We start from the raw sequence: 11,652 nt of genomic DNA, 5'->3' as shown, positions 1-11,652 counted from the left end.
ATGGCTCTTCGAGCTAAGCCCGAGCCGTCATGCGCCGCAGCGCGCCATGACTTGGAACGCGACGGCTCCCAGCTGACCCTTGCCAATCCAACCCAGGGACTCCACGTGCGGGGCGCTAAGCGTAACGTCCTGTCATGCCGCAGTTTTTCAGGCCGAGTCTATGGCCTGAAAAGCTTGACGGTGGACATTTTTTATTGCGCGGCGCTTGCCGTCTTACGCCTGGCCAGGCGCCGCAGGGCCAAACCGCTCGGAACCACGGCGAATTGCAGCAAGCCGGCGTAGAGCCAGGCCCAGGTCCAGCGGAAACGCCACGGAATGAATTCAGGCACCCCGTTGTCGTCGAAGTACGGGTCATGAATGACCAGCGCCAGGCCGACCAGATACGAAAGCACAAGGCATCCCGCCACGAACAGCCACCGCCGCGTAGCCGGGGCCTTCCAACCATGACGCCGGCCATGCACGGCGCCGGCCGCCAGGCTGATCAGCAGGCTGGCCGCGAACAAGACGGGGAATAGAAGAAAAGCCACGGCGTCGCTCCCGACTGCAGGTCCGGCGCCATTGTGCCAGCCGCGATCGCAAATGGCTCTCGGACGCGCACAGGGTGCTTTCCGCTTGACCAACACATAAGTATTGACTAATGTATTGTCATGCTCGAAACCGACATCTTCAAGGCCCTGGCCGATCCGACCCGCCGTGCCATCTTCGAAAAGCTCGCCGCCGGCGGCATGAACGCCAGCGCCCTGCGCGTCGGCATGGAGATCAGCCAGCCAGCCATGTCGCAGCACCTTGCGGTGCTGCGCAAGGCCCGCCTGGTGCGCGAGGAAAAACAAGGCCGTTTCGTGAACTATGAAGTCGACCCCGACGGGCTTGCGCTCATCGCCGGATGGCTGGCGAAGTACCGCGCTTACTGGCCGGCCCGCATCGAAGCCCTGAACGCCCTGCTCAAGGACATGGACCAATGAAGCCGACCGCGCCGCAAGACCCGCCCCAGGACATCGTGCTCGAATACGAACTCGACGCGCCGCCCGAAAAAGTCTGGCGCGCCATCAGCATCCCCGAATTCCGCGAGCAATGGCTGCCTGGACGGGCGCTGACCAGCGCCGAACCCGCGGACGCGACGCCTGCCGAAGAAATCCAATACCGCATGCGCGACGAGGAGCCGCCTTTCCTCGAAAGCCTGGTGACCTTCCAGATCCGGCCCGTCGCCGACGGCCGCACGCTCCTGCGCATCATCCACGCGCTGGACGACGCGCGGTTCGAACGCCGCGGGCGCCCAGCCGCCAACGACGCCGGCCCCTTCCTCATGCGCGCCGCCTGAACCCGGCCCAAGCGCAAGGCAATCGCAACCCAGGAGATTCGTCCATGCAGGACGTGATGCAATACGTACCCATGGTGGTCGAGCAGTCCGGCCGCGGCGAGCGGTCCTTCGACATCTATTCGCGACTGCTGCGCGACCGCATCATCTTCCTGAACGGCGAAGTCAACGACTCGGTGTCGGCGCTGGTCTGCGCCCAGCTGCTGTTCCTGGAATCCGAGAACCCCACCAAGCCCATCCATCTCTACATCAACTCCCCTGGCGGCGTCATCACCAGCGGCCTGGCCATGTACGACACCATGCAGTTCATCACTGCGCCGGTGCACACGCTGTGCATGGGCACGGCGCGCTCCATGGGCTCGTTCCTGCTGATGGCGGGCGAACCCGGCGAACGATGCGCGCTGGCCAATGCCAGCGTGCACGTGCATCAGCCTTTAGGCGGCTTCCAGGGCCAGGCCTCGGACGTGCTCATCCACGCCGAGGAAATGCGCAGGACCAAGGACCGCGTCACGCGCGTCTACGCCCAGCACTGCGGACGCAGCTACGAAGACGTAGAGCGCACACTGGACCGCGACTGCTACATGAGCGCGGAGGAAGCGCTGGAATGGGGCCTGATAGACCGGGTGCTGAAGCGCCGGGACCTGGGCGTCTGACACTGTACCGCCCGCCCCCGTCGCGCTGTACGGGTACGGATCCGCGCGGATTCGCTACCATAGCCGGACCATGAAACTCGTCATCGATCACCTCGTCATCGCCGCCGCGGACCTGGACAGCGGCACCGAATACGTCGCAGCACTGCTCGGCATCGCCCCCTCGGGCGGCGGCGCGCATCCGCGCATGGGCACCCACAACCGGGTGCTGGGCATGGCCGGCGGCATCTACCTCGAAGTCATCGCCATCGATCCTCAGGCCCCGGCGCCTGCGCGGCCACGTTGGTTCGGGCTGGATCAGGACGCCGTCCGCGCCCGCATCGCCCAGGGTCCCTACCTAGCGCATTGGGCGGCGCGGGTCGAAGCGCCGCTGGATCTGACGCGTATGCAGGCGGAGCATCCCGCACGCATCCCGCCCGCCATTCCCATGGAACGCGGGCAGTTGCGCTGGCGGCTGACGGTGCCCGACGACGGCAGCCTGCCCGCCTGGCGCGAAGCGGGCCATGCGGCCGGCGACGGTCTGCTGCCCACGCTGATCCAGTGGGACGTGGCCGACTACCCCGGCGTCAGCCTGCCGCGCCAGCACCTCACACTCAAGCAACTGTCCGGCAGCCATCCGCAGGCCGGGCTGCTGCGCCAAGGGCTGGCCTGGCTGGGCGCGGACCACCTGATCCAGGTGGAACAGGTCGACGGCCCGCCGCGCCTGAGCGCACAGATCGAAACGGCCGGCGGCCTGAAGATCCTGGCCTGATCGTCCGCCCCGCCTTGCAAAAAAAACCAGAACATCCGGAGACCCTTTACATGCATGCCACCCGCAAGCGATTCGACGAAGACCCTTACCTGGACCAATGCGAGGCCACCGTGATCGCGGTCAGCCCCGAGGGCGTCGAACTGGACGAGACTGTCTGCTACGCACGCAGCGGCGGCCAGGCGGGAGACAGCGGCACCTTGACGCTGGCCGACGGCCGCGCGCTGACGCTTGCCGACACCGTCTACGCCGAAGACCGCAAGCGCATCCTGCACGTGCTGGAAGGCGGCATCGCACCGCAAGTGGGCGACCGCGTCTCGGTGACCATCGACTGGCCGCGGCGCCACCGCCTCATGCGCCTGCACACCTGTCTGCATCTGCTGGGCGCGCTGGTGCCCGCCCCCGTGACCGGCTGCAGCATTTCACCCGACTCCGCGCGCGTCGACTTCGACCTGCCCGAATCCACGCTGGACAAGGCCGACCTGACCGAACGCCTGAACGCCCTAATCGACGCCCGCACCGGCGTCAGCATCAACTGCATCACGCCCGAGGAACTGGCCGCACAACCCGATCTGGTGCGCACCATAGGCGCCGCGCCCCCGGCCGGCACGGCCAGCATACGCATCGTCGAGATTCCCGGCGTGGATCGCCAGCCCTGTGGTGGCACGCACGTGGCCAACACCGGCGAGATCGGCGCGGTGATCGTTACGAAGATCGAGAAAAAGAGCCGCACCAACCGGCGCGTGGTAGTGAATTTCGCGTAAGGCGTAGTCTGGAGCCCGCCCCTGGCCGGAATCATGTATGTGTTGTTCGGCCGCCCGCGCGGCCGAACAACACGGGCAGCCCACGACTCGCCCCCGACCACAGCTCCAGCAGCGCAACTCGCCAAGACGCACGTAGCCCGCGACGACGGGCGACCTACGAAGCACAACCCAACGTCCGCAACAGCAGACCTTATTTCTTCCACCAGCGCCAGGGCGCGCGCAGAGGCCACTGATATCCGGCGCCCAGCACACGGGGCGCCAGCACGTGCCCGACCAGCACCGCAATGCCCGCGGCCGTCATCACGTCCGACAGATAGTGGTCCAGGTTGACCAGCCGGCTCATCGCCACCAGCGCCGCCAGCAGCAGGAAGACCCAGCGCCAGCGCGGCGCCAGGATGCCCAGCACCACTGCCACGGCAAATGCCGCATAGGTGTGGCTGGAGGGGAAGGAGTTGTACAGCTGGGCGCGCGAGAACGACTCGCCCACCCCGTAGATGCCTTTTTCGAAGAACAGCTCGGGACGCGCCCGCGCCACCGAACGCTTGAGCACCAGCACCACCAGTCCGCCGACCGCCAGGGTCGACAGCATCAGCAGGCTGCCGCGCGCCATGCTGGCGTAGCTCATGCGCACCGGATTGCGCCAGCCGCGCGCCAGGCCGACCAACCCGATCACGTAGAAGGCCAGCGCCACACCGATATAAGGGCCGCTTTCGCCGAGTTCACCGATCCATTCGAAGGATTCGTTCACGCCTTCAGATACCGACTGCTTGATCCACACCGCCAGCGGCAGGTCCACCCACAACGCGCACGCGCTGGCGGCCAGCGCCAGGGCGCAGCCCAGCAGCACCCAGGTCAGCGCGGAAAAGGGGTTGCGGAACTGGTCCGGCGCGGGGCCGGCTGAGGCGTCGGATACGGGAGCGGCCGCCGAAGGCGTCAGGGGATTGCTGTTCATCGATACCGCTATCGGGAAATGAGAAACGTTCCTGGGCTGCAAAATCAGCCCAGCACGCTATCGTAACGGCCTGCGCGCGCCAGACCAAGAAGCAAATGCGGGCAAGGGTTAAAATCCCGGGTTTCCTACCATTCTCTGCCCCCGGGATCTACACCCGTCACGGCGACCATCATGCAAGAAACCACCCTCAAGCGCGCCGACGCCGCGCCCGACGGCGCCAGCGCCGCCCTCCCCGCCGCAGACGCCGGCTCCCCCCGCAAGTTGTACATCCGCACCTTCGGCTGCCAGATGAACGAGTACGACTCGGACAAGATGGCCGACGTGCTACGCGGCGACCAGGGCCTGGAACTCACCGACAACCCGGAAGACGCCGACGTCATCCTGTTCAACACCTGTTCGGTGCGCGAGAAGGCGCAGGAAAAGGTCTTCTCGGACCTGGGCCGCGTGCAGCACCTGAAGAAGACCAATCCCAACCTGGTGATCGGCGTGGGCGGATGCGTGGCCAGCCAGGAAGGCGAAGCCATCGTCAAGCGCGCGCCCTACGTGGACGTGGTGTTCGGTCCGCAGACGCTGCATCGCCTGCCGGACCTGATCAAGCGCCGCCGCGACGAAGGCCGCTCGCAGGTGGACATCAGCTTCCCCGAGATCGAAAAGTTCGACAACATGCCGCCGCCCCGCGTGGACGGCGCCACGGCGTTCGTCTCCATCATGGAAGGCTGTAGCAAGTACTGCAGCTTCTGTGTCGTGCCCTACACGCGCGGCGAGGAAGTCTCGCGCCCCTTCGAGGACGTGCTGGTGGAGGTCGCCGACCTGGCCGACCAGGGCGTGAAGGAAGTGACGCTGCTGGGCCAGAACGTCAACGCCTACCGCGGCCGCATGACCGACAGCGACGAGATCGCCGACTTCGCCATGCTGCTGGAATACGTGCACGAAATCCCGGGCATCGAGCGCATCCGCTACACCACCTCGCACCCCAAGGAAATGACCCAGCGCATGGTGGACGCCTACGCCCGCCTGCCCAAGCTGGTGTCCTTCCTGCACCTGCCGGTGCAGGCCGGCAGCGACCGCGTGCTGGCGGCCATGAAGCGCGGCTACACCACCCTGGAATTCAAGTCGGTGGTGCGCCGCCTGCGCGCCGCCCGCCCCGACCTGACGCTGTCCTCGGACTTCATCGTGGGCTTTCCCGGCGAAACCGAGGAAGACTTCGAAAAGACCATGAAGCTGATCGAGGACGTCGGCTTCGACACCTCGTTCTCGTTCGTGTATTCGCGCCGCCCGGGCACGCCCGCCGCCGACCTGCACGACGACACGCCGCAAGACGTGAAGCTGCGCCGCCTGCAGCGCCTGCAGGCGCTGATCAACGAGCAGGCGGCCACGATCGCCCGCAACATGGTCGGCACGCGCCAGCGCCTGCTGGTCGAAGGCCCCTCGCGCCGCGACCCGAACGAACTGATGGGCCGCACCGAGAACAACCGCATCGTGAACTTCGCCGCGCCCGCGCGGCTCATCGGACAAATGGTCGACGTCATCATCACCGAAGCGCACACCAATTCGCTGCGCGCCCGGGTCGCCGACGTGGACCGCACTCCCCAAGAGGCCGAATGACCACTCCCCGCTCCCGCGCCCGCCGCAGCATGCCCATCGTCGTCACCCTGGACGGCGACAACACCCATCTGGCCAATCTCTGCGGCCCGCTGGACGAAAACCTGCGGCAGCTGGCCGACGGCATGAACGTCAAGCTCTCGCGCCGCGGCAGCCGAGTCACCATCGAAGGCGAACTCGCGGAACTCGCCGGCCGGATACTGCGCCGCTTCCACGAACAGGCCGTGCACCGCGCCCTGTCGGTCGACGACATCCAGCTCGGGCTGGTCGAGATCGGCGTCGGGCGGCAGGAACAGGAACTGAAGGAAGAGCAGGCCCGCGAGGCCGACCCGCTGCCCGCCCTGGACGACGAAAGCGACAGCATCGCCCTGCGCACCAAGCGCAGCGACCTGCGTCCGCGCACGCCGCGCCAGCGCGACTACCTGAACAACATCCTCAAGCACGACATCACCTTCGGCGTCGGTCCCGCCGGCACCGGCAAGACCTGGCTGGCCGTGGCCTGCGCCATCGACGCAATGGAGCGCGACACCGTGCAACGCCTGGTGCTGACACGCCCCGCGGTCGAAGCCGGCGAACGCCTGGGCTTTCTGCCCGGCGACCTGGCGCAGAAGGTGGACCCGTACCTGCGCCCGCTGTACGACGCGCTGTACGACCTGATGGGCTTCGAAAAGGTGCAGCGCCTGTTCGAAAAGCAGACCATCGAAATCGCGCCGCTGGCCTACATGCGCGGCCGCACGCTCAACCACGCCTTCGTCATCCTGGACGAAGCGCAGAACACCACGCCGGAACAGATGAAGATGTTCCTGACGCGGATCGGCTTCGGCAGCAAGGCGGTCATTACCGGCGACCCGTCGCAGGTGGACTTGCCGCGTGGCCAGGACAGCGGCCTGGCGCATGCGGTGAAGGTGCTGCACGACGTGCAGGGCATCGCCACCACCCGATTCACCAGCCGAGACGTCGTGCGCCATCCCCTGGTCGCCCGCATCGTCGACGCCTACGACCGCGCCGCAGAAGATGAAACCTGAACTGTCCCTGTCCGTGCAATACGGCGTCGAGGAAGCCCGCCTGCCCCGCTGGCGCCTGCGCCGCTGGGCCGAACGCGCGCTGGCGGGCGCGGCCGACGACGGCCTGGTCGCGTTTTCCGCGGCGGAGCTGAGCTTGCGGCTGGTTGGCGCGGCCGAAGGCCGGCGCCTGAACCGCGACTTCCGCGGCCGCGACTATGCCACCAATGTGCTGACCTTCGAATACGGCGTGGATCCGCTGGGCGTTGCGCGCGGCGACATCGTCATGTGCGTGCCGGTGCTGGTGCGCGAGGCCCGCGAACAGCGCAAGGCGCTCCTGGACCACGCCGCCCATCTCACCATCCACGGCGTGCTGCACGCGCTGGGCTACGACCACATCAAGGCCCGCGACGCCAAGCGCATGGAGGCCCTGGAGACCGCCACGCTGGCCGCCATGCGCATCGCCGATCCTTACATGGCAGCCTGACTCGCGGACTCGGGTCAACCCTGAGAAAAATTGGCCCCCACGCTGCGCGCCTTAGGCGCTTGCTGCCCCCCGAGGGGGCGATTTTTGCCTTGGGGCGGCCCGGCGGCAAAAATTGCCGCAAAATGGCGTCCAGCAAGGCGCAGATGGCGGCGGTTCCCCTCATTTTGGGGGCCGCCGTTACAAATTGCAGGCCAGTATCGGTTATGCTGGGCCCTCCATAACTTGTCCTCCCGGACGATGTCTGACCCTTATCCTGCTCCCGAAGCGACGCCTGCTCGCTCCTCCAAACCCGCCGCCAAATCCCTTCTAGACCGCCTGCTTTCCCTCGTGCGCCGCGAGCCCGAGGACCGCGAAGGCATCAAGGCCGTTCTGGAAGCCGCGCACGAACGCCAACTGCTCGACGCGGAATCCTACAAGATGATCAAGGGCGCGCTCGCCGTGTCCGAAGGCACCGTGGGTGACATCATGGTCCCGCGTTCGCGCATGGATCTGCTGGACGTCACGCAGCCCATTCCCTACCTGGTCGCCTCGGTCATCGAGACCGCCCACTCGCGCTTCCCCGTCTACGAAGGCGATCGCGACAACATCATCGGCATCCTGCTGGCCAAGGATCTGCTGCGCTGCATGCTGGAGCCCGGCATCGAGGTGCGCACGCTGGTGCGGCCCGCCGTCTTCATCCCCGAATCCAAGCGCCTGAACGTGCTGCTGCACGAGTTCCGCGCCAGCCGCAACCACCAGGCCATCGTCATCGATGAGCATGGCGGCATTTCCGGCCTGGTGACGATGGAAGACGTGCTGGAACAGATCGTCGGCGATATCGAAGACGAATTCGACGAAACCGAGGAAGACTCGATCTTCCCCGAAGGCGAAAACCAGTGGCGCGTCCTGGCGGCCACCGACATCTCGCACTTCAACGACGTGTTCGGCTGCCAGTTGCCCGACGACGAGTACGACAGCGTCGGCGGCTGGATGGGCGGACAACTGGGCCGCATCCCGCGCCGCGGCGACATCGCCGAATTCGACGGCCTGCGCCTGGAAGTGGCCCGCGGCGACGCGCGCCGCGCCATCTGGCTGCGCGTCAAGCGCAACGCCGCATCCCAAGCCCCCCGCTCCTCCGAAGACGCATGACCCAGTCCCCGCGCAGCCATAAACTGCGCGGCGCCGCCGGCCTGGTGCTGGCGGGCGCCGCGCACGCCCTGACTTTTTCGCCCGGTCCCCTGCCGGATTGGGCCTTGGCGGCCACACAGGTCCTGATGCTGGCCATCGTTGCGCGCGTGACCCTGTATGCGCCCTCGGCCAAACAGGCCTGGCTGCGCGGCTGGCTGTTCAGCTTCGCCAGCTACTCGCTGGGCCTCTACTGGATTTTCATCAGCCTGCACCGCTACGGCGATCTGGCCGCGCCGCTGGCCGTGGCCGCGGTGCTGGCGCTGTCGGCCTTCCTGGCGCTGTTCCCGGCCACGGCCAGCGCGCTGGCGCGCCGCTACGCGCCGCTGGAGCCGGGCTCTCCGCCCTCCCGCATACTGTCGGGCACGCTGGCCTGGGCTGCGATGTGGGCGGCCTTCGAATGGCTGCGCGCCGTGCTGCTGACGGGCTTTCCCTGGCTCAATATCGGTTACGCGCAAGTCGATAGCCCCATCGCAGGCTGGGCGCCGCTGCTTGGCGTGCACGGCATGGCCTTCCTGGCCGCCTTCGTCGCCGCTGCCCTCGCCAGCCTCTGGCAGCCCTCGCGTAAAAGCGGGACTGGCTCGCGCCACGCCCTGGCCGCCGGTATCGCGCTGGCCCTGGCCGCCGCTGGCTGGCCGCTGTCCCGCATCGACTGGTCCACGCCGTCCGGCGATCCGCTGAACGTGCGCCTGGTCCAGGGCAACATCGAGCAGTCGCAGAAGTTCGACCCCGCCCTGCTCGACCAGAGCCTGGTGCGCCACCTGGACCTGGCAGCCATGCCGCCGGCTCCCGGCGTGCCCGCGCCGCAGTTGATCATCTTGCCGGAAACCGTGCTGCCCATCTTCCAGGACCAGCTGGATCCGCGCGTCTGGGCGGTCTGGCGCGACCTGGCCGCCCAGCGCAATACCACCATCGCCATGGGCGTGCCGCTGCACGACCGCGTCAATGGCCGCGAGCGCTACACCAACAGCGTCATGGGCTTTGACGGCAATACCCCGGTCGAACAGCTCGTGGCCGGCACCACCGCCATGCGCTACGACAAGCGCCACCTGGTGCCCTGGGGCGAATACGTGCCGCCCGGATTCCACTGGTTCGTCGACATGCTGAACATTCCGCTGGGCGACTTCGATCGCGGCGCGGTACGCCAGACGCCCTTCGCGGTCGGCGGCCAGCACATCGCGTTCAACATCTGCTACGAAGACCTGTTCGGACCCGACCTGTTGCCCGCGCTGCAACCCGGCCCCAACGGCGAACCGGGCGCGACGATACTGGTGAACGTGAGCAACCTGGGCTGGTTCGGCGACTCCTGGGCCTTGCGCCAGCATCTGCAGATCGGCCGCGTGCGCACCATGGAAACGGCGCGGCCCATGCTGACCTCCACCAACACCGGCATCACCGCCGCCATTGACGCCAAAGGCCGCGTCGCGGCCCAGCTTGCGCCGCTGCAGGCCGGTGTGCTGCCGGTGGCCGTGCAAGGCATGACGGGGCTGACGCCATACGCGCGCTTTGGCGACAAGACGGCGCTGGCCCTGATCGGCCTGGCGCTGATCGCCGCGTTCGGCAGCGGCCGCAAGACGCGTCGCGCCTGAGGCGCCCTCAAGCGAACAGATTCGCCGGCAGCGCGCCGCTCTCCCCGGGCGGGCGCAGCGGCCCGCTTCCGGCGCCGGTACGCTCGATCGCGTCCGCGATGGCGTCCATGTCATCGCCATCCAGTTCCAGCGACGCTGCGCCCAGCAGTCCATTCACCTGAGCCGCGCTGCGGGCGCCTACGATCGCGCCCGTGACGCCCGGCCAGGCCAGCGTCCAGGCCGCCGCCACGGCCGCCACCGTGGCGCCGTGGCGTTCGGCGATGGGCTTGAACGCATCGGCCAGCGCCAGGTTGCGCTCGATGCCGGGCGAGGCGAACTCCGCGTTGCGCGCGCGCCAATCATCCGCCGGCAGAGCACGGGCGCGCTCCACGCTGAAGGCGCCGGTCAGCAGGCCGGACTGCATCGGGCTGTAGACGATCACGCCCGTGCCGTTACGTTCGCACCACGGAATCAGCTCCGCGCCCGCGGCGCGCTGAATGGCCGAAAACGGCGGCTGCAGCGTATCCACATGCCCCAGCGCTTCTGCCTGCTGCAGCTGGGCAAGATTGTGGTTGGACAGGCCCACCGCCCTGACCTTGCCCTCCCGCTTCAGATCCAGCAGTTCCTGCCAGTACACCTCCAGCGGCGTGCCATCGCCCGCCGGCCAGTGGATCTGGTAGAGATCGATGCGTTCGACGCCCAGCCGGCGCAACGAATCTTCGATTTCGCGCCGGATGCTGGCCGGCGCGCCGGTGCGCCGCGGCATCGCCTGCGGCTGTTCCGCAGACCAGGTCAGGCCGCACTTTGTGAACACGTAAGGCCGGGCGTCAGGCGCCATCTGCGCCAGCGCGCGGCGCACGATCTCCTCGGAATGCCCCAGGCCGTACACCGCCGCGGTATCGATCCAGTTGATGCCGCGCTCGACGGCCCGGCGGATCGCCGCCACCGAATCGGCGTCGTCCTGCGGCCCCCACCCCACCGCCCAACCGCTGCCGCCGATGGCCCAGGCGCCCAGCCCGATGCGGGTGATGTCCATGCCGCTCTGGCCCAGCGGGCGTGTGGGGAACGAAGTCTTGCTGCTCATGGCGATGTCCGTGTGTGCGGGTCCGGCGCAAAAAATGCCGGATCGACGAAAAAAATTTCCGCTCACGATAGCATTCTCACAAGTCTTTGATTTACTTGATTTCTGCATCAATCACGCTAGCTCAAGCTGAGCAATAAAAGCGCGAAATCGGCCCTAAAATGCCTTCCAGCCCCCTTTTTTTCACGACTTTTTAGCTTTTTGCCTCATCGCGACTTGCACACCCAATTTAGTTCGTGCATAATCTCGTTTCTTCGCCAACGGCACTAAACAAAACCGGCAACGAACTACGAAAAAGCACTCGGTAAAACGTGTGTTCG

13 protein-coding genes are annotated in these 11,652 nt (G+C 67.0%); 10 read left to right on the top strand and 3 right to left on the bottom strand.

Annotated elements, in window-relative coordinates; all coding sequences use genetic code 11:
- Positions 1-191 precede the first annotated feature (191 nt).
- A complete protein-coding gene (locus AC1RHV_RS19590; RefSeq protein WP_156337323.1) occupies positions 192-527 on the bottom strand; it encodes a hypothetical protein in 336 nt (111 codons plus the stop codon).
- 120 nt (positions 528-647) lie between these two features.
- On the opposite strand from AC1RHV_RS19590, the gene AC1RHV_RS19585 reads away from it, so the two are divergent.
- The 5 genes from AC1RHV_RS19585 (at position 648) to AC1RHV_RS19565 (ending at position 3,477) form a co-directional block, all read left to right on the top strand.
- Positions 648-962, top strand: coding sequence for an ArsR/SmtB family transcription factor (locus tag AC1RHV_RS19585; RefSeq protein WP_054451557.1), 315 nt, complete (start codon positions 648-650; stop codon positions 960-962).
- A complete protein-coding gene (locus AC1RHV_RS19580; protein ID WP_492301742.1) occupies positions 959-1,318 on the top strand; it encodes an SRPBCC family protein in 360 nt (119 codons plus the stop codon). The genes AC1RHV_RS19585 and AC1RHV_RS19580 overlap by 4 nt, the downstream gene beginning before the upstream one ends.
- Positions 1,319-1,362: 44 nt before the next feature.
- Entirely contained in the window at positions 1,363-1,968 is a 606-nt protein-coding gene (locus tag AC1RHV_RS19575) for an ATP-dependent Clp protease proteolytic subunit (protein ID WP_054451559.1), read from the top strand.
- Between the two features lie 70 nt (positions 1,969-2,038).
- Complete coding sequence (locus AC1RHV_RS19570; protein ID WP_054451560.1) at positions 2,039-2,716, top strand: VOC family protein; 678 nt, start codon at positions 2,039-2,041, stop codon at positions 2,714-2,716.
- A gap of 50 nt (positions 2,717-2,766) precedes the next feature.
- Entirely contained in the window at positions 2,767-3,477 is a 711-nt protein-coding gene (locus AC1RHV_RS19565) for an alanyl-tRNA editing protein (RefSeq protein WP_492301739.1), read from the top strand.
- Positions 3,478-3,667: 190 nt separating this feature from the next.
- On the opposite strand, the gene AC1RHV_RS19560 is transcribed toward AC1RHV_RS19565, so the two are convergent.
- Positions 3,668-4,429 carry a phosphatase PAP2 family protein gene (locus AC1RHV_RS19560; protein WP_460360844.1) on the bottom strand — a complete coding sequence of 254 codons (762 nt, stop codon included), beginning with the start codon at positions 4,427-4,429 and terminating at the stop codon, positions 3,668-3,670.
- 171 nt (positions 4,430-4,600) lie between these two features.
- On the opposite strand from AC1RHV_RS19560, the gene miaB reads away from it, so the two are divergent.
- The 5 genes from miaB (at position 4,601) to lnt (ending at position 10,272) form a co-directional block, all read left to right on the top strand.
- Entirely contained in the window at positions 4,601-6,034 is a 1,434-nt protein-coding gene (gene miaB / locus AC1RHV_RS19555) for a tRNA (N6-isopentenyl adenosine(37)-C2)-methylthiotransferase MiaB (RefSeq protein ID WP_054451562.1), read from the top strand.
- A complete protein-coding gene (locus tag AC1RHV_RS19550; RefSeq protein WP_054451563.1) occupies positions 6,031-7,056 on the top strand; it encodes a PhoH family protein in 1,026 nt (341 codons plus the stop codon). Before miaB ends, AC1RHV_RS19550 begins: the two co-directional genes overlap by 4 nt.
- Positions 7,046-7,519 (top strand): rRNA maturation RNase YbeY, encoded by a 474-nt coding sequence (gene ybeY, locus AC1RHV_RS19545; protein WP_119451034.1) that lies wholly within the window; start codon positions 7,046-7,048, stop codon positions 7,517-7,519. The genes AC1RHV_RS19550 and ybeY overlap by 11 nt, the downstream gene beginning before the upstream one ends.
- Positions 7,520-7,756: 237 nt before the next feature.
- Positions 7,757-8,647, top strand: a complete 891-nt coding sequence (locus AC1RHV_RS19540) for a CorC family transporter (RefSeq protein ID WP_192354022.1) — start codon at positions 7,757-7,759, stop codon at positions 8,645-8,647.
- Positions 8,644-10,272, top strand: a complete 1,629-nt coding sequence (gene lnt, locus AC1RHV_RS19535; protein WP_054451566.1) for an apolipoprotein N-acyltransferase — start codon at positions 8,644-8,646, stop codon at positions 10,270-10,272. The genes AC1RHV_RS19540 and lnt overlap by 4 nt, the downstream gene beginning before the upstream one ends.
- Before the next feature lie 7 nt (positions 10,273-10,279).
- On the opposite strand, the gene AC1RHV_RS19530 is transcribed toward lnt, so the two are convergent.
- Positions 10,280-11,335 (bottom strand): aldo/keto reductase, encoded by a 1,056-nt coding sequence (locus tag AC1RHV_RS19530; protein WP_492301735.1) that lies wholly within the window; start codon positions 11,333-11,335, stop codon positions 10,280-10,282.
- Positions 11,336-11,652: the final 317 nt, after the last annotated feature.

The organism is Achromobacter sp. GW823-FHT04E03, assembly GCF_058796095.1.
The sequence above is the reverse complement of the archived record's forward strand: the minus strand, read 5'-3'. Positions and strand labels throughout refer to the sequence as shown.

What these genes read in the sequence shown, in the direction of transcription:
- AC1RHV_RS19575 (WP_054451559.1), top strand. Translation starts at nt 1,363, where the DNA reads ATGCAGGACGTGATGCAATACGTACCCATGGTGGTCGAGCAGTCCGGC.
- AC1RHV_RS19530 (WP_492301735.1), bottom strand. Translation starts at nt 11,335, where the DNA reads ATGAGCAGCAAGACTTCGTTCCCCACACGCCCGCTGGGCCAGAGCGGC.
- ybeY (WP_119451034.1), top strand. Translation starts at nt 7,046, where the DNA reads ATGAAACCTGAACTGTCCCTGTCCGTGCAATACGGCGTCGAGGAAGCC.
- AC1RHV_RS19560 (WP_460360844.1), bottom strand. Translation starts at nt 4,429, where the DNA reads ATGAACAGCAATCCCCTGACGCCTTCGGCGGCCGCTCCCGTATCCGAC.
- AC1RHV_RS19570 (WP_054451560.1), top strand. Translation starts at nt 2,039, where the DNA reads ATGAAACTCGTCATCGATCACCTCGTCATCGCCGCCGCGGACCTGGAC.
- AC1RHV_RS19550 (WP_054451563.1), top strand. Translation starts at nt 6,031, where the DNA reads ATGACCACTCCCCGCTCCCGCGCCCGCCGCAGCATGCCCATCGTCGTC.
- AC1RHV_RS19565 (WP_492301739.1), top strand. Translation starts at nt 2,767, where the DNA reads ATGCATGCCACCCGCAAGCGATTCGACGAAGACCCTTACCTGGACCAA.
- AC1RHV_RS19585 (WP_054451557.1), top strand. Translation starts at nt 648, where the DNA reads ATGCTCGAAACCGACATCTTCAAGGCCCTGGCCGATCCGACCCGCCGT.
- lnt (WP_054451566.1), top strand. Translation starts at nt 8,644, where the DNA reads ATGACCCAGTCCCCGCGCAGCCATAAACTGCGCGGCGCCGCCGGCCTG.
- AC1RHV_RS19580 (WP_492301742.1), top strand. Translation starts at nt 959, where the DNA reads ATGAAGCCGACCGCGCCGCAAGACCCGCCCCAGGACATCGTGCTCGAA.
- miaB (WP_054451562.1), top strand. Translation starts at nt 4,601, where the DNA reads ATGCAAGAAACCACCCTCAAGCGCGCCGACGCCGCGCCCGACGGCGCC.
- AC1RHV_RS19540 (WP_192354022.1), top strand. Translation starts at nt 7,757, where the DNA reads ATGTCTGACCCTTATCCTGCTCCCGAAGCGACGCCTGCTCGCTCCTCC.